This window comes from Nocardia aurea, assembly GCF_003123685.1.
GTDB classification, from domain to species: Bacteria; Actinomycetota; Actinomycetes; order Mycobacteriales; family Mycobacteriaceae; genus Nocardia; species Nocardia aurea.
In genome coordinates this window covers 1-24,918 of record NZ_QCYJ01000132.1, presented here as the reverse complement: position 1 = coordinate 24,918, position 24,918 = coordinate 1, and the positions used below count along the sequence as shown (strand labels likewise).

22 protein-coding genes are annotated in these 24,918 nt (G+C 65.4%); 15 read left to right on the top strand and 7 right to left on the bottom strand.

Annotated features, from left to right (window positions below; all coding sequences use genetic code 11):
- The first annotated feature begins 37 nt into the window (after positions 1-37).
- From DAT37_RS35340 to DAT37_RS35310, 7 genes are all read left to right on the top strand, one after another.
- Complete coding sequence (locus tag DAT37_RS35340) at positions 38-709, top strand: cell envelope biogenesis protein OmpA (RefSeq protein ID WP_109529293.1); 672 nt, start codon at positions 38-40, stop codon at positions 707-709.
- Between the two features lie 49 nt (positions 710-758).
- Positions 759-1,343: a hypothetical protein gene (locus tag DAT37_RS35335; protein ID WP_109529292.1), complete on the top strand. Its 585-nt coding sequence runs from the start codon at positions 759-761 to the stop codon at positions 1,341-1,343.
- On the top strand, positions 1,340-2,266 hold the full coding sequence (locus DAT37_RS35330) for a bifunctional DNA primase/polymerase (protein WP_109529291.1): 927 nt from the start codon (positions 1,340-1,342) through the stop codon (positions 2,264-2,266). The genes DAT37_RS35335 and DAT37_RS35330 overlap by 4 nt, the downstream gene beginning before the upstream one ends.
- 104 nt (positions 2,267-2,370) lie before the next feature.
- Entirely contained in the window at positions 2,371-2,811 is a 441-nt protein-coding gene (locus DAT37_RS35325) for a hypothetical protein (RefSeq protein ID WP_157978846.1), read from the top strand.
- A 140-nt stretch (positions 2,812-2,951) separates the two neighbouring features.
- Entirely contained in the window at positions 2,952-3,185 is a 234-nt protein-coding gene (locus tag DAT37_RS35320; RefSeq protein ID WP_157978845.1) for a hypothetical protein, read from the top strand.
- 102 nt (positions 3,186-3,287) lie between these two features.
- Positions 3,288-4,958: a ParB/RepB/Spo0J family partition protein gene (locus DAT37_RS35315; RefSeq protein ID WP_109529288.1), complete on the top strand. Its 1,671-nt coding sequence runs from the start codon at positions 3,288-3,290 to the stop codon at positions 4,956-4,958.
- A gap of 89 nt (positions 4,959-5,047) precedes the next feature.
- The gene (locus DAT37_RS35310; protein WP_109529287.1) at positions 5,048-5,590 is read left to right on the top strand and encodes a single-stranded DNA-binding protein; all 543 of its coding nucleotides are present in this window, start codon (positions 5,048-5,050) and stop codon (positions 5,588-5,590) included.
- Between the two features lie 304 nt (positions 5,591-5,894).
- Here DAT37_RS35310 and DAT37_RS46630 read toward each other — a convergent pair whose 3' ends face one another.
- Positions 5,895-6,074, bottom strand: a complete 180-nt coding sequence (locus DAT37_RS46630; protein WP_456320130.1) for a zinc finger domain-containing protein — start codon at positions 6,072-6,074, stop codon at positions 5,895-5,897.
- Positions 6,075-6,427: 353 nt separating this feature from the next.
- Here DAT37_RS46630 and DAT37_RS35300 point away from each other — a divergent pair, with 353 nt between their 5' ends.
- The 7 genes from DAT37_RS35300 to DAT37_RS35270 all read left to right on the top strand — a co-directional run bounded on the left by DAT37_RS35300 (position 6,428) and on the right by DAT37_RS35270 (position 18,083).
- Positions 6,428-6,808, top strand: coding sequence for a hypothetical protein (locus DAT37_RS35300; protein WP_109529285.1), 381 nt, complete (start codon positions 6,428-6,430; stop codon positions 6,806-6,808).
- 356 nt (positions 6,809-7,164) lie between these two features.
- Positions 7,165-8,787: a hypothetical protein gene (locus DAT37_RS35295; RefSeq protein ID WP_109529284.1), complete on the top strand. Its 1,623-nt coding sequence runs from the start codon at positions 7,165-7,167 to the stop codon at positions 8,785-8,787.
- 451 nt (positions 8,788-9,238) lie between these two features.
- Positions 9,239-9,808 (top strand): histidine phosphatase family protein, encoded by a 570-nt coding sequence (locus DAT37_RS35290; protein ID WP_109529283.1) that lies wholly within the window; start codon positions 9,239-9,241, stop codon positions 9,806-9,808.
- Positions 9,809-9,896: 88 nt separating this feature from the next.
- Positions 9,897-10,496 carry a phosphoribosylglycinamide formyltransferase gene (gene purN / locus DAT37_RS35285; protein ID WP_109529282.1) on the top strand — a complete coding sequence of 200 codons (600 nt, stop codon included), beginning with the start codon at positions 9,897-9,899 and terminating at the stop codon, positions 10,494-10,496.
- Between the two features lie 361 nt (positions 10,497-10,857).
- Positions 10,858-11,427 carry a GNAT family N-acetyltransferase gene (locus DAT37_RS35280; protein ID WP_109529281.1) on the top strand — a complete coding sequence of 190 codons (570 nt, stop codon included), beginning with the start codon at positions 10,858-10,860 and terminating at the stop codon, positions 11,425-11,427.
- A gap of 167 nt (positions 11,428-11,594) precedes the next feature.
- On the top strand, positions 11,595-17,648 hold the full coding sequence (mobF, locus tag DAT37_RS35275; RefSeq protein WP_109529280.1) for a MobF family relaxase: 6,054 nt from the start codon (positions 11,595-11,597) through the stop codon (positions 17,646-17,648).
- Between the two features lie 249 nt (positions 17,649-17,897).
- Positions 17,898-18,083, top strand: coding sequence for a hypothetical protein (locus tag DAT37_RS35270; protein ID WP_109529279.1), 186 nt, complete (start codon positions 17,898-17,900; stop codon positions 18,081-18,083).
- A 125-nt stretch (positions 18,084-18,208) separates the two neighbouring features.
- Here DAT37_RS35270 and DAT37_RS35265 read toward each other — a convergent pair whose 3' ends face one another.
- The 6 genes from DAT37_RS35265 to DAT37_RS35245 form a co-directional block, all read right to left on the bottom strand.
- Positions 18,209-19,159 carry a beta-propeller fold lactonase family protein gene (locus DAT37_RS35265; protein ID WP_109529278.1) on the bottom strand — a complete coding sequence of 317 codons (951 nt, stop codon included), beginning with the start codon at positions 19,157-19,159 and terminating at the stop codon, positions 18,209-18,211.
- 411 nt (positions 19,160-19,570) lie between these two features.
- A complete protein-coding gene (locus DAT37_RS35260) occupies positions 19,571-20,887 on the bottom strand; it encodes a pentapeptide repeat-containing protein (RefSeq protein ID WP_109529277.1) in 1,317 nt (438 codons plus the stop codon).
- Between the two features lie 277 nt (positions 20,888-21,164).
- Positions 21,165-21,704: a restriction endonuclease gene (locus DAT37_RS35255; protein ID WP_157978844.1), complete on the bottom strand. Its 540-nt coding sequence runs from the start codon at positions 21,702-21,704 to the stop codon at positions 21,165-21,167.
- A complete protein-coding gene (locus tag DAT37_RS44490) occupies positions 21,697-22,545 on the bottom strand; it encodes a hypothetical protein (protein ID WP_157978843.1) in 849 nt (282 codons plus the stop codon). The genes DAT37_RS35255 and DAT37_RS44490 overlap by 8 nt, the downstream gene beginning before the upstream one ends.
- Positions 22,546-22,906: 361 nt before the next feature.
- Positions 22,907-23,383, bottom strand: a complete 477-nt coding sequence (locus DAT37_RS45080; protein WP_198654590.1) for a hypothetical protein — start codon at positions 23,381-23,383, stop codon at positions 22,907-22,909.
- Positions 23,380-23,574 carry a hypothetical protein gene (locus DAT37_RS35245; RefSeq protein WP_109529275.1) on the bottom strand — a complete coding sequence of 65 codons (195 nt, stop codon included), beginning with the start codon at positions 23,572-23,574 and terminating at the stop codon, positions 23,380-23,382. Before DAT37_RS35245 ends, DAT37_RS45080 begins: the two co-directional genes overlap by 4 nt.
- Positions 23,575-23,804: 230 nt before the next feature.
- Here DAT37_RS35245 and DAT37_RS35240 point away from each other — a divergent pair, with 230 nt between their 5' ends.
- Positions 23,805-24,842, top strand: coding sequence for a P-loop domain-containing protein (locus tag DAT37_RS35240; protein WP_157978842.1), 1,038 nt, complete (start codon positions 23,805-23,807; stop codon positions 24,840-24,842).
- Positions 24,843-24,918 lie beyond the last annotated feature (76 nt).

Here is a 24,918-nt window from a genome sequence, read left to right as displayed (position 1 = left end):
TCTCGCGGCTCCCTTCTTTCTGGATTCGAGGTGAACTATGTCCTCCACACCGTCCTCTCCCGCCGACCCCGCGCGGGTTCCGGTCCCCGACCGGCTCGCAGCCAGGCCGACCTCGCGCGGGCTGGTCGTCCCCTACGTCACCCTCACCCACCGCGACCCCGCCCGACCGGTCTGGGGCATGCTGCACCACCACCGCCAACGCCACACACTGTGGGCCAAACTGTGTCAGATCTGCGGGCAGCCCCTGCACGAGCGTGTCGTGCTCTACCTTCGATCGGTCGACTACCAGCGTGGACTCTCGGTGGAGCCGGGATTGCATCCCGAGTGCGCCCACTACAGTCGCCGGGCCTGCCCCATGCTCACCGGACAGCAACAGCACTACCACCCCAACCCGGCGGTGCGGCTCGCGCGATGCGCGGATCCCGACTGCGGATGCCGCTACTGGCAGCCCCGCCACCCCGACCCGCGCGAGAAAGCGCGCGAGGCCCAACCGGCCGAAGCCTGGTACGAGGCATGGCTGGCACGCTCGGACTACCGCGTCATCGATGACCCCGGTACCGAGCATCTGGCCCCCGAAACCGGAATCGACCTGCGCGGTGTCCGGTTCTTGCGGCTGCGCAAGATCCGCGACGCCGCTCAACCCGCTACCGACCAGCCGCCCGAACCCTTGGCGATGCTGATCGCGATCCGTGCACTGTTCGGCACCTGACCAACTCAACCGGGCCATCGGCGCATTGTGTGAAAGGAGTTGTGTGGGAATGGATTTTCTCGAAATCACCCGCCGGATCGCGGCCGGGCTCGGGCCCGGGTGGCGTGCCGAGCCCGGCTACATGACCCAACGACACAGTCAGTTGTTCGGGCCCGGTGATCAGTCGTTGATGATCACCCACGGCGATGATTCCCACCGCCGGACCGATCACGGCCGCTTGCGCGTCGTCGGCACCTACCAGCCCCCGTTCTCGGCCTTCCGCTGCAGCGGCGACACCGACCACCACATCACCGTCGCCGCCCACCGCCCACCCGCAGACATCGCCGCCGCCATCGAGCGGCGTCTGCTCCCGGGCTACCGACAGACGCTCGACGGCTACCGGCGGTCCGCCCGCGCGGACGCGGTCGTGCTGGCCCGACGCGACGCGATCCTCGAGGAATTGGCCGCGATGTTGGCGCCGGTGCACCGACTGCGGGAGGACGGCATCGAATTCGGTCACCACTGCGATCCGGTCTCGGCCTCGATCCGGGTGCTGCGCAGCGGTGACGCCGAAATCGCTGTGCGTGTGGACCGCGACCACGTCCTGGACCTGGCCCGTCACCTCGCCACCCTCCGCCCTGGGACAGCGGCATGAACGCCGTGACTTCCGTCGTCGGTCGCGCGCACCACCATCCCGGCCAGGGCGCACCGACCGTCCGGGCGGCGTTGACCAGTGCTGCTCGCGGGTTCCACGTATTCCCTTTACATGCGGGCAGTAAGGTCCCCGCGGTCGAGAACTGGGAGAACGCCGCCACCCTCGACCCTGCCCGGATCCACCGGTGGTGGCGCCGCTGGCCCGCAAACAACATCGGCATCGCATGCGGGCCCAGCCGCCTACACGTCATCGACCTGGACACCAGCCACGACCAAGACCCACCAGCACGATGGGCGGGAGCCCGCGACGGCCGCGACGTCTTGGCCCGCCTCGCTCACGAGGCCGGACAGTCGCCGCCGATCCCGACGTTCGCGGGCGCCACTCCCTCCGGCGGCATGCACCTGTACTACCGACCCCCACCAACACCGCTGTTACGCAACACCATCGCCCGACTCGGCTGGCGCATCGACAGCCGCGGGATCGGCGGATACGTCGTCGCACCCGGCTCCACATTGGCCGCGGGCCGCTATCGGGTCCTCGACGACCGAGACCCGATCCCGCTGCCGCACTGGCTGGCCGAACTCCTCGCACCACCACCCGCACCCCTGCTACCAGTCGTCGCGACCTCCGACATCGGGCACCCAGACGCCTACATCGCCGCGGCGCTACGCAACCAAGCCGACCGGATCTCGAACGCGCGCACAGGTACCCGGCATCAGACGGTGTTGTTGGCAGCCAACAGCCTCGGGCGGCTCGTCGGGGCGGGACTGCTCGACCGCGACCACGCCTACACGGTTCTGTTCGACGCCGCCGCACATCATGTCGGCGTCGACGGCTTCACCGTGCTCGAAGCCGCCCGCACCATCGACGACGGCCTCACCTACGCCGCGCACCGCACGGCTACCCGCCCACACCGGCAGTGACACCCACCCATCGACCCGGCCACACCTGCCCCTGCGATGTGCCGCGTTCCCGGCCTGCCGATCGGCGCGGCCGCTATTGCAGAATGGGGAGTTGATTCCCTGTGATGTCATCGATCGATTTGTGGTTTCCGTTGGATCAGGTGTGGCCGATCGCCGAGCACGCGATGGCCGCACCGGAACATTCCTGGTCTCCCTACGACACCGAAAATCCGCCGGTTCCGGCGTTGATCTGGGCCAAGGACGAGGGCACCTACCTACTCAGCAACGGACGACCCCGCCAACTCGACCCCCACCGGCCCGGCCACTCGATCATCTGCCACGCCGTGGGCTGGACCGACTCCCACACCGGCCTGGGCACCACCGCGGTCGGCGGTGACGACTTCGCCGAATACATCGCCCTGACCGAACACGACGAGACGACCCCACCGTTGATCGACCTGATCCGCGAATTCGGGCCGCACCACGGATGGCTCATCCTCACCGTCGAACCCAACAAATACACCGTCGCCGTCCAACGCCCCGGACCGACCAGTCCACGCCCCTGACACCTGTCGAAGACGCTCGAATCCAGCCTCTTCCACATACAGTCACTTCCCGGTCGGTGGCCGGTGACCGCTCTCCCACCACGTGCGCGCCACCCGGCGGGTGGTGTCTTCTTCCTGACTCACACTACGGAGGATCTGTCATGTCGAATTCTATGCCCGTGCAGGTCGTGACCCGCACCGAGTACGAGCAGCTGATCGAGCGCGGGTATGCCGGTGCGCTCTCGGCGCTGACCGACGATCGGGTCAGCGCCCAGTGGCGGGATCGGTTCCCGGACTGGCGCGCCCGCAACTGGGTCTACACCGACACCGCTGGTGACGGGGTACTTCGCTTGGCCCCGCTCAACGTGACCCGCCAGCGCCGCGCCGCCGCCTGAGACCCGCACCCACCCAACCCATCCGGATATCGACGCCCACCCTTGCCCTCGGCTCGTTCACGCCTTGGGTGGGCGTCGACTCACTTTCCGAGGAGTTCACCGATGAGTACCGCTTCCCTGTCCCTCGTCGCCGCCACCATCGAGACATCCGACCAGCCCGACACCGACCAGACCACCACCACCGACACCGACACCGACACCGACACTATCGGGGAGAACGCGGACGTGGAGTTGGTGGCGCCGCCGGAAGCGGTGGCGGAGTACAAGGATCCGCACGAGCTGATCATCGATGAGAACGTGCGGATGAGTTTCGATCTGGACGACTACCCCGAGCAGGAAGCCTCGATCCGCGTGCGGGGGGTGCGGGCACCGGCGCTGGCGCAGCGCGGAGCGGACGGGAAGATCCGTGTCTACGACGGGCAGCTGCGGGTCCTGTTGGCCCGCAAGGTCGGACTCGCGCAGGTGCCGGTGTGGATCACCCCCGCCGACCCCGATGTCGTGGATAACGAACAGCGTATCGAGCGCCTGCTGGATCAGATCACCCTCAACGACCGACGCATCCCACTGCCCGAGGTCGACCGCGCCCGCGGGATCGCGTTGATGCTCGAACTCGGCGCGACCCCGACCCGGATCGCGCAAGGGCTGGCCCGTAAACGTGGCGAGGTCGCCAAGACAGGTGCGATCGGCGCGTCCCAGACCGCGACCCGGTTGCTGGCCGAGCGGCAGTTCGATCTCGACCAACTCGCGGTCATCGCCGACTACGACGCCCGCGGCGACACCGACGCCGTGACACGTCTGGAAAACGCCGGACGCTGGGACTTCGGCTACACCCGCCGCCTGATCGACAACGAACGCGCCACCACCCGCGACCGGCTCGAGACCGCGCTCGCCTACGCGGTCTACGGATTCGGCATCCTCACCACCGAACCCGACACCGACACCGGATACCTGCCCATCGAGCGGCTGGTCACCGAGGCGGGCGAGCCGGTCACCGTCGAGCACCTCTACACCGACCCGACCCTCTGGGTGGTGTGGCTGGCCGTCGAACGCGGCCGACTGCTCGTCGACACCGAATCCGGTGCCCACGTCGCGATCGAGGACGTGGACTGGAGCACCCGCGCCAACCCCGACGCCACACCTGCCGACGGGTTGCGCCACGTCGACACCGTCACCCGCGCCGACAAGTGGACCCCGACCTACTACCTGCCCGAGAAGGCATTGCCAGGAAGCGGATTCACGATCCTCGCCACTGCGCCCGATCCGGAGGCTGAAGCTGCGGTCGTGGCTGCCCGGGAGCAAGCGCGGTTGGATCGGCGGCGGGTGCGCGTGCTCAACGAACGCGGCGAGGCGGTCAACGAACGTCGCTACGAGTTCCTGCCACGTTTGCTCGCCGGTGCCACGCTGCCGCGTGACACCGCGGCCTTCGTCGCCGAAACCCTCGCTCACCGACTCGCCTTCGACGAACGCGCACAGGTGAGTGCCCTGTTGGGCATCGAGGCCAGCACCGAATCGCTCGTGGCCGCGATCAGGGCGGCGTCGCCGAATCGGGCGTGGAAGATCGTGCTCGCCATGCAGGTCGCCATCGCCGAACTGAAGATCGGCAAGAGCCTGTGGCGCGACGGGGGCGAGTCGACCGGGCGGTATCTGCGGTTCCTGTCCGAGGCCGCCACCGAGCTCAACGCCCGCACCGGTGACACCGACTTCGCTCTCGTCGAGGTCGAACAAGCCGCCGCCAAGCTGATCGACTACCGCGACATCGATATCGAGTCCTGAACCCGCACAACCATCGACCGGCCCGCCACCGATCCTCGTGGCGGGCCGGTACGCGTTGTGTCCCAACCGAACAGGAAGGAAACACCCTCATGGCCGGAGACACGATCATCACTGTCACGGGAAATCTGACGTCGGACCCCGAATTGAGATTCACGCCCAACGGGGTCGCGGTGGCTGATTTCACCGTCGCTTCCACACCCCGCTACTTCGACCGCAACACCAACGAATGGAAAGACGCCGAAGCGTTGTTCCTACGCTGCAACATCTGGCGCGACGCCGCCGAGAACGTCGCCGAATCCCTCCCACGCGGCGCCCGGGTCATCGTGACCGGACGGCTCAAGCAACGACGCTGGAAGACCGACGACGGACAGAATCGCACCACCACCGAACTCGAGGTCGACGAAGTCGGCCCGAGCCTGAAATACGCCACCACCACGATCAACCGCGTCCCCCGCAATCCCGATCCGGGCGGCAACAGCAACAACGGTCGCTCGGCCGGACGCCCCGCCGCGCAGGAACGCTCCGGCGACCTCGTCGGCGCGGGTGTCGGCGCCGGTCCCGGGTCCGAGGATCCGTGGGCGTTCACCGGGTCGGGTTCCTTCGGCGGGTCCGGCGAGCCACCGTCCTTCTAACAGCCCACCCACGCGCGGGGATGCCCGGCGCGGCCGATCCTGCGCTGCAGCCGGGCATCGTCGCGCACCCAGACCGACCGACGACCTCGACCGACCGCCATCCCCACTGCGGTCCCGAGGAGGAACCAGCTCTGCCCAGCACCACGATCCTGACCACCCAGTCCCAAGGCTTCGCGGCGGTACTCGACGAACCGCATCCCGTCTACGCCGCGCTGTCCGCAGCGGTCGTGATCCCGATCGCCGACGAGCTCGCCGCTGAGCGCGCCCCGTGCAGGAGTCCGGTCCACGATCCTGTACCGATCGCCTACCTGATGTCTCGTGACGAGCCACCGGCGGCAACGCCTACCGCAGCAAGTTCCGCAACACGACGTGCCCAGTGCACGACGGTCCCGCGGGACGCGGGCGGCTGGCATTGCTGCCCCACCCGTGCATTACAGGCCGGGCAAGCGACAGCGAGACAGTGTCTAGACCACTCAGAAGTCATGTCGTCAACTCCCCAATCACTCGTCGACGACAAAGCGTAATCGGGTAGCTCGATCGTAAATTTCTGCGGCGAATTTCGCTACCGGGTTCGGGCCAGATGTGCCAGACGTACCGACGGACGGAGCCGACCGCACGTGTCAAGCAGCATCAGCGTAGCTGTCGGGGTGGCAACGATCGCAAGATCCTCAAGTCACACCGCCATGCAGATCGGCATCCCCCGTTGCCGATACCGAACTCAGACCCGGTGATGCCCGACACGGCCGATCCCGCGCTACCGCCGGACAACGTCGCGCCCCCGGACCGACCGACGACACCGCTCGACCGCCATCCCCTGCCCCCAAAGAAGGAACCACTATGCCCAGCACCACGATCCCAACCACCCACTCCCAGGATTTCAGCGCAGTGCCCGGATACCGCGACGACGAACCGCACCCCGTCTACGCCGCGCTGGCCGGAGCGGTCGTGGTCCCGATCGCCGACGAACTCGCCGCCTGGGCGCACCCCATGCGGGAGTTCGGGCACGATCTGCGACTGGTCGCAGCACCCAGTCCGGCGACCGACGCCGTGCGTACCGATCCGCACGCGGTCGCGGCGCGGCGCGCCCGTCGCACCCCGCGCGCGACCCCGGTGGCGTTGCGTCATCGGGTCCGTGACGCCCGCGCTGCGGCGGCCCGCTGCAGGGCCGAGGCCGAACTCGATGATTACTTCGCCGACCGCGAACCGTTGGCGGCCTGAGAAGGGGCCGGGTCGAGAAGGAGTCGGTCGGGGTGTCCGGGGTGTTCGTCTGCCCGGGTGCCCCGCCTTCCTGAAGGGCTACCAGGGCGGTGCCCGCCACGCCTGCGGGCCCGCGCCCGGACGCCCACGAATTTCCCCAGCGCGCCGACCACCATGCATGACCGGGTTCGGGGGTGTGCGCGGAAATTCGTGCTCGCCCGCAACGGCCGCGTTCCCTCCGCCGTGTCGGTCCCCACCCTGGTCGGGCGCCCTTCAGGCGGGTCACCCGACCAGCCGCCCACCCCTCGTGTCGCGAAAAGCACACGCCAGCACCGGGGGCGGGTTGCCTCCTCTTCGCGCGAACGGAGAACCCCTTCATGACACTGCGATTCCCCACCCTGTTCCAGACCGCGCTGTTCTGCCTGCACGGCCTCCACACCACCCACCCAGTCCTGGCCCGGCGGAAGTTCCCCGACATCCTGCCCCTGGCCAGCGAGGCCGAACGCGCTGTCCTCGACCAGATCGCCGACGCCTTCACCCGACACCCGTTCCAGACCGCGCACAAACGCATCGACGCCCTCTGGCGCAGTGTCGACGAGGATCTGAAGGATCTGGTCAACGCCGCCGCGTCCCTGTCCGACCCCGGCCTCTACCAACCCACCACACCCGAATACGTCGAGGTGTCGCTGGCGGCCGCGGAACTGCCACCCATGCCGATGCGGATACGCTACCGCCCACCCGTCACCACCCGACAACCCTCCCGAGCCATCGACGCCGCACGCCACCACCCCGACGCCATCACCGCACGAACCCAAGCACGGGCCCTGCGAAGCCGTCCGATTCCGGGCGATCACCGCGCGCCCATGCTCGCTTGCCTGATCGAGCGTGACCGTCGACTCGACGAATACACCGACACGAACCTGTTCCGGGACGCCACCTCCATGCCCGACCCCGACGACAGCACCCTCGAACCAGAAACACCGCAGCGCCACCGACAGCGTCCGAGCGCGAACGAACCGGCCACCGCGAACGATCAGCCGGTCGAAAAGGAGGGCACCATCGAGGACGAACAGCGGGCGCGGGAGTTGAAGAAACGGCGGCGGCCCCGCGATCACGAAGAAGCCACCACCGCGTGGGACCGCGAATACCTCAACTACGTCCTCGGCCAGCACGAGCACCTGCGCCGCGACACCGACCAGACCCTCGACCAAGCCACCACCGACTACCTCGCCGACCACGACACCGACACCGACACCGGAGCCGGGGCCGGGGCCGCGCCGCAGGGTCGCCGCGCCGGACAGGGTGTGCGACGGCGAGGGGGCCGTGTCGCGCGTGGGGAGGCCGAGCACTTCGCCCGCGAGCGCACCGGACTGCGGGTGCGTGACGACGCCCGCCCCGAGATCCCGACCCAGGGCAACGGTCTGGACTACGACGCCGCCGCGATGGTGCCGGTCATGGGATGGCGGTGCGTGTCCTGCTTCATCGAACGCGCCATGAACGACCAACGCCCCCTCCACTCCCGTGGTGGGCGGTTGGTCTCCGACGACGGACTGTGCGACAGCTGCCGCGCCGACGACCGCCCCGGGATCGCGCCGCTGCCCGAGAAGTTCACCCTCGAACAATTCGTGTTCTCCCGCTGCGACTACCTCACCACCACCTACCCCACTACCGCGCACGCGCTGATCGTCGAAGTCTGGAACCGGGCCTCACCCCACCCGATCTGCCGACACCTCACCCGCTACCTCGCTACGCACCCTGAGCTGACACCCAACCCCAACCGTCCGTTCGAGCGCGCCACCGAACACGCCGCCGACCAGCCGTCGCGGCGCTCCACACAGACCAGGGCGCGGAAGAACCGTGTCCGTTTGGGAGCCGGTCAACGCCACAGCCGCTGCGAGGGCTGCATGAACCACACCGTCGTACACGCCGACAACTACTGCACCAGTTGCCGCATCGACCTCGCAACGGTCACTCCCGCCCGCCGCACCCACGCGGCCTGACCGCTCCCCCTGATCGCCGGTCCGTCGCGGTGTCCACTCCCGCGGCGGACCGGACCACCATCACCAACCTCCTACCCGGCAACTCCCGGCGATACCCTCACCTCACCTCCGCCCACAACGAACACTCCCCACTCGCTTCGCTCTCATCCACCCATCAACCCCTCACTCCACCTTCCACACGCCCCATCACCCTTCTCCCTCCCCCGCCTCCTCTTTTCTCAAGCACACCTCTGGCATTTAGGCATAACTCGGACATCGACGGAAAAGTGACAGCTGGAACCTGGTGCAGGTGGACTGTCGGAGGCGGCTTGATCCGGTACGCCTGCGCCGACCGGGAGTCGTTGACTCGGCTGTGTCCGCGGCTACGGTGAGGCGACAATGCCACCTTTCCGTTGACGGTCCGCAGCGGATTCTTCGCGAAGATCCCTGGTTCTGCTGCAACACTTCACCCGTGAGGTCTTCGATCTTCCTGGTTCGGCACGCTCAGTCCGTCCCACCCACCCCGAACGGGCCCACCGAGTATCAACGGCCGCTGACCGAGGAAGGCAGAACCCAAGCGAACCAGCTCGCCGATTCCCTGGCCGATCTCAATCCCGGCGTGGTCATGTCCAGCCCCTACCTGCGTGCCATCCAAACCCTCGAACCCTCGGCCCGGCAGTGGAACCTACCGATCCACACCGACCAGCAGCTGCGGGAGTGGGATTCGGGGATCGAACCAACTCCCCACTACGAGCGCCTTTACGAGCAAAGCTGGGCCCGCCCACGGTGGGCGCGCCCCGGCGCGGAAAGCCTGCACGAACTCACCGAGCGCGCGGTCCAGACGCTGACCGACATCATCGAAGAGCCTCCGCCCGGGTGCCGCGTCATCATCGGCAGTCACGGCACATTCATCTCGCGAGCACTGATCGGTCTCGGATTCCCTGGCATCGACTGGGCCTTCCAACAGGCCATGCCGATGCCCGCGGTCTACCGGCTGCAGTTCGGCGACTCCAGCGTGCACGCGGTCGGCCCAGGTCTCTGAACTCCACGTTCGGTCAGCCGGCCCACGATGATCCCCGGTTTCCAGGGCTATCCGCGATCGGTGGTGACGGGGTGAAAAACTCGTCACTATGTCGCAGCTGCGGGTTGGTGTCCTGGTCTCCCACAACGGATCGAACCTCAGGGCGCTCCACTGTGCCTCGGCCCAGCCCGATGCAAAATTCGTGATCGCTGCGGTGATCAGCAACAACAGCGGATCCGGTGGCTTGGACTATGCACGCGAGCAACAGATCCCCACTGCGCACCTGTCGACCAGAACCCACCCCGACCCTGACGACTTGGACAATGCCATCAGAGCGATGCTCGTCGAGAACGGAGTCGACTGGGTGGTGACCGCCGGGTACATGAAAAAGCTCGGCCCGGCCACCCTCGAGGAGTTCGCGCCGCGAATCATCAACATCCACCCAGCGCTGCTGCCGAAGTTCGGCGGCCAGGGCATGTGGGGGGCGCACGTACACCGGGCCGTTCTGGAATCCGGAGAGCCGGTCAGCGGCCCCTCGATCCACCTGGTCGACGACGAGTACGACGCCGGCGAAGTCATCGCCCAGCTCGAAGTGCCGGTGCTGCCCCACGACACCGTCGATACCTTGGCCGCGCGCGTACTCGCTGCCGAACACACGCTGCTGCCCAGGGTCATCGCCCAACTCGCCGCCGGACAGCGATTCTCCTGAATATCCCTCGCCCGTAGATCCCGCAACGCGACCCTGGCCAGACGGTGACCACCATCCAGCCGCGCTGCGCGACATAGTCCCACCAGCGACAACACGAACAACACCCCGAACAGTTCGGGTCGTAAAAGAGCGGTTCACCGACACTTTCCGGACTATCGACGGAAATTGGACAAGTCCGAGGTCCCGCAGGCGGACCATCGGACACGTTGCCAGCGTCGAGATCCTGTCGACCTCAACGGCTTTGACGGCCGAAAGGCAGCAGCGCTTGCCAGGTGTCACCAGGACCTTCAATCGACCGCGGCGCCAGCGCCTCGTGTAAACCTGCTGGACAGGCTCGCACTCGGGGGCCGAGGATCGGCCGATGCAGGCTGCGCTGTCCGCTGCTCGGATCACGTTGGTTTCGCTCGCCGAGGAGCATCTCGACTACGAGATCGAGTTGGACTCCGACCCCGAGGTAATGACCTATCTCGGCGCCGGTACAGCACGATCGCGTCCGGAGATCGAACAGGCGCACCATCGTCGACTCACCGCTGCCACGCTCACGTCCGGGCTCGGCTACTGGGTTGGGTTCGTCGAGGGCCAGTTCGTTGGATGGTGGACGCTGTCGACTCCGGAGCGTCCGGATCAGGGCCCGGTCGAGGGACAGGCCGAGCTCGGTTACCGACTGCTGCCGCGATATTGGCGCCGTGGCGTCGGCAGTGAGGGAGCCCGGGAATTACTCCGACACGGCTTCGTCGACTTGGGGCTGGAGCGGATCTTCGCCGAAACGATGGCCGTCAATACCGCCTCCCGCGCAACCATGGCCTCCATCGGCATGCGATACGTCCGCACCTTCCACCTGCCGTGGGAACACCCGATCCCCGGCAGCGAACACGGCGAAGTCGAATACGCCCTCACCAGCGACAACTGGCGGACCCACCAACGCCACTAGACACACCCCCGCGACCTGCCCCCGACCGGCTCGTGTTCGACCGGATCCCGAGCGTGCGACTGAACCGATAAACAATTCGGTCACGAATGCAGTCTCAGCCGTGCTCGCCGACCGATAAATAGCTCAGCGCGTTCGACTTTTCCAGCGTTTTCGTGCTCGATGGAGTGATGACCGCGACGATACATAAAGTCGTCGCAGGCAATGGCTACCAGTACTACCTGCGAAACGTCGCCGCGGGAGACAACGACTCCCGCGGTCGATCCTCGCTGTCCGACTACTATTCCGCCCACGGCGAGGCACCGGGCGCGTGGCAGGGCTCCGGCCTGGCCGCCCTCGGCATCGACGCGGGCGCGGAAGTGACCGAGTCACAGATGAAATCGCTGTTCGGACTGGGTAGACACCCGGACGCCGAACAGATCGAAGACGACGTCTACGACACACGCCTGGCCGCCGGCGATACACCGAAAGCAGCCCACAAAGCAGCCGATAAAGCGTCACGTTTAGGTAATCCATTTCGGGTCTACACCCCTACTTCCGATTACCGAAAACAGTGCGCAAAGGCGTACGAAGCACACAATATCGCGCACGGAAAACCACGAACCGATCGCATTGCTGATGAGGTGCGGGCGCAGATCCGGTCGTATGTCGCGTTCGATATGTTCACCGACGAGTACGAGCGGCCACCGGTGGATGAGCGGGAACTGTCGGGATGGATCGCCAAGAACTCCCGCCCCCCGACAACCGCAGTCGCCGGTTTCGACCTCACCTTCTCACCGGTGAAGTCGGTATCGGTGCTGTGGGCGCTAGCCCCACTCAGCATCTCGGAGAAGATCGAGGCCGCCCACCATGCAGCGATCGCGGATGCGTTGAGATGGTTGCAGCGGGAAGGGATCTTCACTCGCCTGGGCCGAAACGGTGTCCGCCAAGTCGACGTGGACGGGATCGTCGCCGCGTGTTTCACCCACCGCGACAGCCGCGCCGGCGACCCCGACCTGCACACGCATGTGTTGATCGCCAACCGTGTCCGCACCGTCGACGGGCTGTGGCGCACGCTCGACAGTGCCACCCTGCATCACGTGGTGGTGACCGTGAGCGAGATCTACAACACCCGCCTCGAACACCACCTAGAAGACACCGTCGGTGTCGAGTTCGCACCACGACCAGGCACCGACCCGACCAAACGTCCGATCCGCGAGATCCTCGGCACCCCGCTCCGGTTGATCGAGGCATGGTCGCGACGCGAAACCGCGATCCGCGCCCGCGTCGGAGAACTCTCGGCCACCTTCCAACACCGCCACGGCCGCGAACCCATTCCCAGCGAAGTGCGTGACCTGGCCCAACAGGCCACCCTCGAAACCCGACCTACCAAACACGGTCTGCGGTCCTTCGCCCAGCAACGCAGCAGCTGGCGGGCTGAAGCGATCGCACTGCTCGGTGACCGCGAGACCCTCGCTCGGGTGGTCTCGACCGCGTTGAATCCGCTACGCGCACCACGAGTTACGGCCACCGGTGAGTGGATCGCCGCCACCGCTGACCTGGTCATCGAGGTCGTGGCCGAACACCGCCCGACCTGGCGGGCAGCCAACGTCCGCGCCGAGATCGAACGCCACATCCGCGGCAAGATCCGCGGCAGGGACTGGGAACCAGTGACCGAGGCCGTGCTCGCTGAAGCTCTCGCTCCGTCTCGTTCGATCCCACGCGGTGACCCCGATATCGCCGCCGAGCCGGAACTCGCGAGTATCCCGGCCGTGTTGGCGCGCGGTGACGGTGCCAGCGTCTACACCCACGCGGGTTCGCAGATCTACACCTCCACACGGGTGTTGGCGGCGGAGAAGGCACTGATCGAACTGTCGGTGCAGTCCGGGGCCCGCCAACTGGACCGGGCCACCGTCACCGCGGCGGTGCGTGACTACAACACCGCGAATCCGGATCGGCCCTTGAACGCCGGACAGGCCGGGGTCATCGAAGGGTTCGCCACCTCCGGCCTACGGGTCCATACCGCCAACGCCCCTGCGGGTTCGGGCAAGACCACCGCGATGGCGGTACTCACCAACGCGTGGAATTCCAGTGGCGGTGCGGTGCTCGGGTTGGCACCGACGGCCTCGGCGGCGGCGGTACTCGGGGAGTCGATCGGCGCGCGGTGTGAGACCGTCGACAAACTCCTCGACGTCCTCACCCGCCACACACCGACTGCCAACAATCCGGCGTGGGAGCGTGATCTGCCCGCGTCGTTGCCGCAGTGGGTGCTCGATATCGACGCCGACACGTTGGTGATCGTCGATGAACACGTCAAACTCGGCACCCTCAAACGCCTCCGGTTGCTGCGATTCCTCACCGACCGCGGCGCGACCATCCGCTGCATCGGCGACGACCACCAGTTGCCCTCGATCGAGGCCGGCGGTGCGGACGCCGACATGCACACCGCCGCACCCGAACACACCCTGACTCTCACCCACGTCGTACGCTTCGCCTCCACCGCCGAAGCATCGGCCAGCTTGAGCCTGCGCGAGGGTGACCCGGCGGCGCTGGGCTGGTACCTGGACAACCACAGGATCCACGCCGGGCACGTCGGTGCCACCCACGACGACACCTACACCGCGTGGGCCGCCGATCACCTCGCCGGTCGCGACACCATCATGTTGGCCGCCAACCATGAGGTCGTCACCGCGCTCAACGAACGCGCCCGCACCGACCGCCTCGCCCGCGAAGGCGGGGGTGTCGGTGCGGAAGTGAGGCTCGCTGACGGCCTGACAGCCAGTATCGGTGACACGATCCGTACCCGCCGCAACAACCCACGACTGCGGATCAGCGAGTCCGATTGGGTGCGCAACGGCTACGTCTGGACCGTCGAGACCGTGCATTCCGACGGCACGATCACCGCGAACCTGCACGGAAAAACGCGCGCGACTGTGCGTCTTCCCGCCGACTATGTCGCCCAACATGTGCGGTTGGGGTACGCGGCCACGATCGATTCCGCGCAAGGAATTACCGCCGATACCTGTCACGTCGCACTCACCGGCGGCGAAACCAGGCAGCAGTTGTATGTCGCGATGACCCGCGGGGTGCACGCCAACCACGCCTACATCCCGACCGCGTTGAGCGGTGAAGAGGGCTCGTTCTGGACCGAACCGGCCGTGTATCCACGCACCGCCGTCCAAGCTGTCGTGCAAATCCTGGCGCGCGACGGCGCCCAGAAATCGGCGCACACCCAGTTGCGGGATGTGTTGAATCCGCATCGACGGCTGGGACGCGCCCTCGATATCTACCTCGATTCCCTCGGCCTCGCCGCGGAAAGCGCGCTCGGCGCGCACGGTCTGGCGCGCCTGGATGCCGCTGCCGAAGCGCTGCGCCCGAACCTGACCGAGAGTCCCGCCTATCCGGTCCTGCGCCAGCACCTCGCGATACTCGCCGCCTCCGGTCGTGACCCGGTACACGAACTACACACCGCCGCCGCCATGCACGAACTCGACACCGCCGCCGACCCAGCCGCCGTCCTGACCTGGCGACTCGACCCCACCGGGACACACTCCACCGGAACCGGGCCACTGCCCTGGACGCACGGCATCCCGACCGGTCTCGACCCCGATGCGACCCAGGTCGCGGCCCGCGCGCGGATCATCACCGACGTGGCCGCACAAATCCGCCGCGACACCACGACCTGGACACCAGTCACCGCGCCCGCCTGGGCACGCCCGCTACTCGGCACGAACGGGAAGTTGCTCGCGGAGGTGGCGGTGTGGCGTGCCAGCCTGCACATCGACGACACCGACCTCCGCCCCACCGGACCGAACCGGTACGCCATCCTCGAACGCGAACACCAACAGTTCCTCGACACCCGTGTCGAAGCCGCGCTCGGTGACCTCACCCGCCCGGTCCATCGGTGGGCCGACACGATCGGTGGTATCGAGCCGCGGATCCTGGCTGATCCGTATTGGCCGGTCGTCGCCGACCGTGTCGACCTCGCCGCCCGCGCCGGAATCGACATCGCCCACCGGCTCACCGAGGCCGCCGCTTTGCGGCCGTTGCCCGACGAGATGCCTGCCGCCGCGCTCTGGTCACGCCTGGAACTCGCACCGTCAGCGCTCGATGGCGACCTGAACCTGCGACCGGACTGGATCACCGACCTGCACACCGTCCTCGGCGACGACGTCACCGATCGCTTGGTCAATGATCCCGCCTGGCCGCGCCTGGTCGCGGCTATCGACCGCGCCACCGGCACGACATGGACGCCGCTGCAACTGCTCACCACCGCGAACGAACTGCTTACCGCCGACACCCCGGACGACAGCACCGGGCTGCGTCCCGACCAGATCGCCGCCGCACTCGCCTGGCGTATCGACGCACTCCTGCACCACAGCCGCACCACCGAAAACGAGCCCACCACACCACGAAACGAACCGCGCATGACACAGCAACCCAACACCGAAACGCACCAACCCGAACACCCGCTAGACCTCGAACCGGCCGTCGCCGAGCCCGACTTCGACGAACCACTACCGGAGGTCGAACCCGAACCTGACCGCGCCCCCGAGACCGGCCCCGCCGAATCGATCCGGACGATTGCTGAACTGTTCCAGAGCGGCGACATCACCGCTGCGGTGCGTCGATTCCGTGAATTCGAACATCTCGCCACCGACGAGCAGCGATGGGTCATCACCGAAGTGACCGACACCCTCTACCGCAACGCCTTCCCTGTCGCTCGCGCGCGACTGCACTGGGCCGGTGACCGTTTCCCGCGACACCGCGCGCTCATCGACGCCTGCACACCCGACACCGATCCCCACGTCTACCAACCCGACACCGCACCTCGGCGCCCCTCATCCGACCGCATCCATCCAGCGCCACGCGACCGCATGACCCGCCACGACCACACGCTCATCAGCGACCCACTGCCCGACCCGATAGTCCGCGCACGACACGCCGAACAGCAATATCAGGACACCCGCGCCGGAGTCGACGACCACCCCGACGCTCGCCCCGACGCCGACGAAGTACGCCGACTCACCGGCGACGCGAACCAACGCCGACCAGACCGCCCGCACGCCGACGACGTCGATGACCGCCCCACGAAGCCGCTGGCCGGACGCAGTTACCGCCGCGACGAAGCCCGAGACCTCGTCCCCGACGGCTACGCCCTCGATTACGACAAAGCCGGCACCGCCCGAGCCCGCGGCCTGGAATGCGTGTCCTGCAACATCGAACGCCGACCCATCGACGCCACACCCATCCCACCACGCCGCAGCGACGACGGACTGTGCGAAGACTGCCGCCAGGACAACCAACCCGCCATCCCCGACCACGACCCCACCCACCACGCGACAGCACGCGCGCAACACCTCGCCGCCACCAAACCCCTCCGCACCGCGCACGCCATCCTGCGCCGCGACTGGCAAGCCACCCCCAACCCCATCCACCGCGCCGAGATCGAAGCCTGGATACACGCCCATCCGCTCCCCGACCCGATGCCCACCGTCGAGCCAGAATACGAACCGCCCGTCAATGATCTGTTGTTCGCCAACACCGACACCGAACTCGAAGACCGGATCACCGAACTCCAGCAGGAACTCGCCCTGGCAGGCACCAATGTCGTCATCGACTCCCCCGCACCACTCGGCGCCGTCGAAGACTCGGAGATTGATACAACTGTCGCGCGCCACATTGCCGCCCAAGAAGCGATCCGCGCCGCCGTCGCGGCCGAGGACCAGCTCCACCACACTACGCGCGCATTGCACTCCACACGCAACGAACTGGCAGCCTCTCGCGAACGGCTCGACGCCATACCCACCCGCAAGCGGACCACCCGCCACACCCTGGGCACCCGCGTCGACGAACTCATCGCTGAACAAGCCACCCTCGAGCGTGAGCACAGCCGCGCGCGTGAAACCTCCCGAAGGTCCCGCCTCAACGCGATCCGCTACAGCGGACCACCACAGGGTTGGAACCAGATACTCGATACAAGTCCCCAACAGATCGAGGCCCAGGCACGCGAACACCAGCACGCACACGACACCATCGACACCAGGACAGACGACTTCATCACCGATACCAACACTCAGATCGACCGCTACCGTGCCGAACTCGCGCGTCGATACTCCCTCACATTGGCCCAGCGTGGTCAAGAACAAGCGCTGCGCCACAAAGCGGAGGTCGACAACATCGTCGATTCACCCCTCGACGATCCGACCTCCTGGTCGACACCTGACGCAGACTTCGGACTGTGACCGAACGAGACGCATACCGACGCACCCTGTACTCGCTATGCCCATGATTCAATTCGCCGATACCTGACCGCTCAGGCTGGTGCCCCCCAGCGGACCACCAGGCAGTGAGATGCCCCGTCACGCACAATCATGCAAAGGTCCCGAGCGTGAGCGCGGTTCGTGTACAGGCACATACGACATCCGCCGCTCTGCGTGCGCGAATGAACAAGGATTCCCGCGGCGATTGGGCGCCGCGCGGCGAAGATCGGATTGCTGCCTGCGGTCCTGCTCACTTTGACCGCCGGACTCGGGGTAGCCGCCGCCGTATACGGACTGCTGCGTTGGATCACTCCGGTCGATGCGAGCAAGGCCGCCGTTGAGATCGGCATTACCTGGGTCGCGTTGACCGTCGTCGCCGAAGTCGGTGGCGTCGTCGCACTCGTGATCGCCTACTGACGTCAGCGCGACCTCGAACAATCCAGGTTCATCGAAGGCATGGGCCTCGCCGAACCCCTACGTTCACCACACCTTCGACACGGCCGGGCTCTCTACTCCGCGACCTCACCAGTCTTGCCCTCGTCTCACTCCAGTATCGATACGCTGCAAGGTCCGAGACCGACCTTGATGTGCGCAACTACCTTCGCCTTCCTCGGGTCCTTTACGTCTACCACCGTAAGACTGTTTCGAGCGGCGTCGCCGAAGCCGGAGTTACCTCGACTGAAGTTGGATGAGAATAGCTCGTGCGACGCGACAGATAAAGCCACGCCTCGAGGCGACGGCCCGACTGAAACCCGGGTCGCGACTGCGTTTTTTACGGTATCGATTACCACGATCTCATTGGCGTTCTCAATACTGACGAACGCAAATTTCTCATCCGATGAAAACGCAATTGCCCTACTGCCATAGCCCACCTGGATTCTCTTCTTCTCGCTACTATTTGAAATGTCTACGACGGATATATAGTCGGCTTGGGTGTTCGCAACATAGGCTACGGTCCCATCTGAATTGGGCGTGAGGCTGTAAGGTCTCGCGCCACTCCCAACAGGAATCGCTGACAGCGCAGACAACGATGTCAGACCTGTGGTGAGGTCCAGGTTCCCAATTGCATCCGAACCCCATTGCGCGACAAGCAGACGGTTTGCTTTCGGAATCACCGCCATATGTCGGGGGTTTGCCCCCATCGCGATACGCCGAATTTCCCTGCGTTCTGTCAGATCTACGATGGATAGGGTGTTATCACCAGAGTTAGAGACGTAGGCATGGCGCCCGTCGGGCGACAGCGTCATACCACGAGGCGCTATTCCGACGGTAATCTTTGCCACTTCACGATCGCGATTCAGATCAACTACGGATACCGTATTGCCCGCACAGTTTGACACATATCCGAAATTCTTTTCTCTATCGAACCTAACTGCTCCACGGGGGCTGCCGCCGACAGATACTCGCTTCAGCTCTTTTCGGCTCTTCACGTCCACAACCGAGATGTCATCCGAGTCGGTATTCGTTACGTAAGCCTTTGCCGCATTCGCCATGTCATCTCCTGGGTGGTTTGGATTGTCCAGCCAAATCTGCACAGAGCGATGCCTCAAGATGAGGACTTTACCGCGAGGCGGAGCATCGGGTCTCGACTAGCGTACTGCAAGCAGTATGAAGTCAAGGTTGTCTCGGCGAGTTGCCAATCGTTCGACGCGTCGGTGTGCCGCTCCCCGCGTCACCAGGAGAGACCAGGGGAAGTGTTGCGCTACAGAACCCGTCCTGTGCACAGGACTTCAGGCAGTCGTGCAACTGACTTCGAGCACAAACACCGAACCCATCGACGCCTCCCTCGGTTGTCTACCGCAGATGATTCGCCGAGTCGCCCGGCGCGGTGGGGATGTCACGCACCGCCAGGGGACCGGTCTACCGCAGATAATCGGCCGTCATCTTCGGTAGACCTCGGATACTCACTCCGCTGATGGTGGTGGAGTCACCCCAGCAGGCCACTCGGTCGCGTCGTCGTAGACAACACCACGCAGGTCCGCATCGGTCAGGTCTGCGTTGATCAGACTCGCGCCGACCAGGATGGCGTTTGTCAGGTTCGCGCCGACCAGATTCGCACCAGCCAGATTCGCACCGCGCAGGGTCGCATCGTGCAGGTTTGAGCGGTATAGGTGCGCGCCAGTCAGGTTCGCGCCGCGCAGAGTGGCGCCGCTGAGGTCCGCGTCGGTCAATTGCGCGCCGCTCAGATTCGCACGCAGGTTCGCGCCATTCAGGTTCGCATCGAGCAGGTTCGCGCCAGCCAGGTTCGCATCGCGCAGATCCGCGCGCAGATCCGTACTCTTCAGATCAGCGCCAGCCAGGTTCGCGCCAGCCAGGTTCGCGCCGGCGAGGGCCGCGCCGAGCAGATTCGCGCCGGTCAAATCTGCGTTGCGCAGATACGCGTCGTGTAATTTCGCATGGTTGAGGTTCGCGCCGTTAAGGTTCGACTTGCCGAGGTTGGCGCCAGTCAGGTCCGCGCCGCCTAAATCTGCACCGGCTAGATTCGCCTGTCGCAGATCTGCGCATCTCAGATTCGCGCCGCGCAGGTTCGCGTCGGCTGAGTCGACCCCGCGCAGGTCGTAGCCGTAGCCCGACCACTGGTCTGCGTGACGTTGAATTACAGAGGCGATGGATAGCCGCACCTCTTTGTCCCCTGCTGCTACCGAAGAGCGTATGTAGGCACACAGAAGATCGAGGCACACCTGGGTCTCGTCGTGCAACGCGGTGGGCACCGACGTGCTGTTGGTGGTTTCCGATTCACCATTGAGGGTGTTCCAGTCGTCGGCCAGTGCCGCGAGGGCGTACACACCTGCCTGGCGCACCGCAGGAGAAGTGTGGGCGAGTTGTTCGGCGGAGGTGGTGTAGCGCTTGCGCATCCCCTCGATCCGCTCCAGCTCGTGTGATTGCGCGAAGTGCGCCCGAGTTAGCGCTTGTGCCTTCGCGAATTGCCGCTCCGACGTATGTCGAGTCATCAACACACCTGCCAGCGCGATCACTGCGGTCGTCACCGCCAGCCCGCCCGTCAAGACCGTCGCCACGGGCTGCGTCAACCAGGTCGGATTCGGTGTGGCGGTCGTCCCGGCCTGCGCGCTGGCGGCTGCGGCGCAAACCACGCTCGCCACGACCACAACAACGAGTCCCCCCAAAAGTCTTCTCATGGAGGCGATCCTGTCACCGTTCTCACGACCGCGCCGCCCGATAGCATTGCCGCCACGGCCATGTTCAACGAACGCATCGACCATAGATAAGGGGCCATTATCCGCAGCAGAAGGTGCGGTCAGTTCGATCCACGCGATGCTCGACTCCTCGGCCTCTTCTGTTCAGAAGGAGTCCGCGTCAGAGTGGTTGCTTGGCAGAGCGTATCGCCGGAGCGCCGACTTTGTCGTCGTCGGTTGAGTGGACGAAGGTGGCACGTCGTGCCAGACAATTTCTGGTTCAGGAACTTTCGGGGGCTGACTACCGGCGAATTCGACATCACCTGGTCAGCCCACCTCGCCACCTCGTCTGGCGCCCGCACAGTCATGCTGTTGTGAATGTGCCTGCCGCGACGAGATCGAGCAGACGGCGGTGCAAGAGGGAGACGACGTCCTTGCTGGACGTCAACGAGGTCAGGTCATCCGTCGTCAGCAACAGAATTCTCGTCTGCTCATTCAACGCCAACGCCGCCGAGTGGTATGCCCGTGTCTGCTCATGTGGGTTACCAGTGACACCGTTGGCCGCAACCAGAACGCCGAGAGAGCATCCGCGGTGACGGATCTTGGTGGCGAATGTGCTTACCGTTGAAGAGTCGACAGGATTGCTCCAATTCTTGCACTCGACAAGGAAAATCTCGGGAAGCAAGCGTAGGCCGTCGTCTTCTCGAAAGTTCATGACCGCTATGTCCACCTCTTCCGAGCCGAAGCGGTTCAGGCTATTGCGCTGCGTCTCGCATCCAGCTATCGACTCGAAGATGTGGACCATGACGTCCTCGTAGGCACGTCCGCGCACATAGGTTGAGTTCACAGGGTCGACTGCTTGGCGCATGTAGTTCGAAATCGCCGCGCTGCTCAACTCAACCACGAGCAAAGCCTCCGTGCACCACGGCATTTCGCATGGAGACCAGCACTTTGCCGATGGGTTGTTCAGCGAGCACATCGATGAGGTCACCCGCCGACACCACTACGATCCGGGATGCCACTTCAACGGGTAACGAAATATCGTATGCCCCTGGCAGAGTCACGTGGTAGATCAGCAGACCGAACGGTGCTGGTCTTGTCGCGAGTTGGTCGGCAAAACGGCGAGCTGCCGTGATCAGCCCTTGGCGCGGCGGCGAGTCCCACAGTTTGAGCTGAATCAGTACGGGACCGTCGATCGTGAGTTCGGTCCCCCGGTCCCACAGAGATAGATCCCATCCGCCCTCAGCGTCCGGAACCGGCCGAGATACTTGGGAACCTGGACTGTCCAGCAGGTTCAGCATGAGATGCTCGAAGGTCCGCGCGCTATCGCCGCGCGGTTCTCGGCCTAGATCCCGTAAGCTCGTCCGGGCGACGGTGGCCTCTTCGGGCGTGAGTGCTGGGGATTGCTCGAGCGGCTGGCGCGCGCGAGGAGTTTCACGGCTAATTGATCGCAGAAATTGTTTGAGGTGCAGTTCTAGTGCGCCGTGATTGTCGAGATCGGCGTCGACGCGGGTGAGACCGGCTAAAACAAGCGGGACTTTCCGGGAGGGAGCGACTACCAAGAAGACCGGCACTTCCCTACCGAGTGCGACGCCGATGTCCACGAACACAGCGGCTTCAGCTTCAGCGTCAGCGGGTCCAGCCAGTAGCGCGCAGGCGAAATCTGCTGGTGGGTCCAGCTTCTCGGTTAGCCAGTCGATATGCAGGCGATCGATTGCGACGACCTCGACGCGTAGTCCCTCCATTACGTTTCGGAGTTGATCATCAGCAGCATGAGGGTTCGTGATTAGCAGGCATCTCACGGTGGCAACCCTACTGTCAGCGAAAGGAAATGGCGGGCTGTGGTCGCCCCGGCATGGTACAACTTCCCTAGGTTCTGTGCCGAAGTCGAGCGAGGGTGGTTTGGGTCGGGTCTCATCCGTGTCGTAGCCATTGGTTGATGGCGGCGACATGGATCGTTGCCAGGTAGCGGACGGCGAGTTTGTCGAACCGGGTGACAATGACACCTTTCTGTCCGAGTAGAGAATCGAGAGGTCCGGCCTTCGATGGTTCAGGTGGCGGCCGGGGTGAAATACAGGCTCGGAGGACAACGGCTGGAGGTGCCCACTACCGCGGCCAGGGGTTCCACGTCTCCGAACACCTCTGCGGCGAGCGGTAGTGGCTGTAGGCAGTGATTCGGGTGAGGCGATGGCGGGTCATCCCACCCGCCCCGTGCAGAACTATCTCCTCGCTCTCAGCATCGTCGTCGTTCGCGATGTCGTCGGGCCGGGCGAGTGGAGCCATCGCCAGCAGGGCGTGGAGATCGATGTCGTTGTCGCCGTCGGCGCCGGTGGTGGCGAGTTCACCGGGGTCAGTGGTGATCAACGCGTTCTCCATGGGAGAGGCCATCGACCCGAACACCGCCCGGTCGGCACCGACCGCGAGTAGGCCGCTGCCGCGTGCGGCGGAGAGCAGGAACTGTTGTTCGCCCTGGGAGAGCCGGAACGCGGTGGCGACCTCGTCGATGGCTTGAGGGGCTTGGCGCAGCAGGATCTGTGGACATCGGTTGCGTTCGGGTCGGTGCTGGCGGGGGTTGGTGTTCACATGGCGTCGAGGTGGGTCAGGACGAGCAGCAGGAATGTGGTGGCGGCGGCAAAACCGATTCCACCGTCGCGGATCACCGCGGTGATGTGTCCGCCTTCGAAGTGGGTGAGCAGTGCGGCTGTGATGCCGATGATGACGCCGAGCAGGCCGGCGATGGTGATCAGTAATGCTTTGCGCAGCTTCTGGTTCACGGGGTCCTCCTGATGGGTTGCGGTGTGGTCTGAGTCCAGAAGACCGTGACGGGTGCCGCTTCGGCGAACTGCTTCGCTGGCTAGAGTGCGTGAATGCGCATGTCAGGCTGCGGTTCTCGAGGGTCGAGAATCTTTCGAGTCGATTCGAGTCGTACCGACTCGAACTCGTGCGGGGCGTAATGATGACCGGGATGGTCGCGAGGATGGCCTTCTTCGCCGAGCTCGACAGGTTGCGGGTGGCGGCGAACAAGGGGCGTGGGCCGCTGTCAGTGCAGAAGATCGCCGACGGCACCGGTGTATCGAAGTCGACGCTGTCGGGCTGGTTTCCGGCCAAGACGTCGAAGCGAAAACCGACCGTGCCGCGCGATGACGATCAACTGCGCACGGTGATCGTGTTTCTCCTGCGCGAAGCCGGGGTCCTGAAAGTGCATCAGGGTTTGGATCGCCGGACCTGGCAATATTGGCTGAACCGGCGAGACGCCGCCGATGTCGCGGATGCTCCCGTCGCGTCGGGTAGGTCGTTCTACACGGTGAAGGTGCGCGAGTTCATCGCGCCGGCCGACGGATTGCGTGAGCGTGAGACCGAATGGGCGATGTTGACCGGTTTCTGTGCTGGTCCGGAACGGTATCTGTGGATACGAGCCGATCCATGGGCTGGGAAATCAGCGCTGTTGTCTACCTTTCTTCTCGAACCGCCGTCCGGTGTCACAGTGATCGGGTTCTTCATCACCGACCGTGCGGGCGAGAGCGACCATCGGGCGTTCACCGATGCGGTTCTCGACCAGCTGAAGGTGCTATTGCCCGATCAACGAGAAACGATCGAGCAGGAGAAGGTCAGCCGGGACGGATTGTGTGCCGAGATGCTCACGACCGCCGCCGAGCGAGAGGCAGTCGCGAAGCGGCGGTTGATACTGGTGGTCGACGGTCTCGACGAGGACTCCGGCACGCCCTCGATCGCGAGTCTGCTTCCGGTCCGGCCTCATGAGAACCTGCGCGTGATCGTCGCCAGCCGACACGGCCCCGAGATCCCGATACCGGAGCGCCATCCCTTGAGCGCAGCCGTCGGCTACGAACTGGGTAAGTCGCAGTTCGCCGCCGGCCTCGAACACCGTGCCCGCAGCGAACTCAGATCACTGCTCGCCGACCCCGCCTATCGGTACATGGTCGCGTTGATCACCGCAGCGAAGGGCTTGACCGGTCGCGAGATCGCCGAACTCACCGACCTGGCGCCGTTCGAGATCGACCCCTTAGAGGTCAGTTCAGAATGAGTTTTCGGAGGCAGATGACCGCGCAGGCGAGGGTGAGTAGCGCGTGGTGGATGTCGGCGCGGCGTTCGTAGCGGGT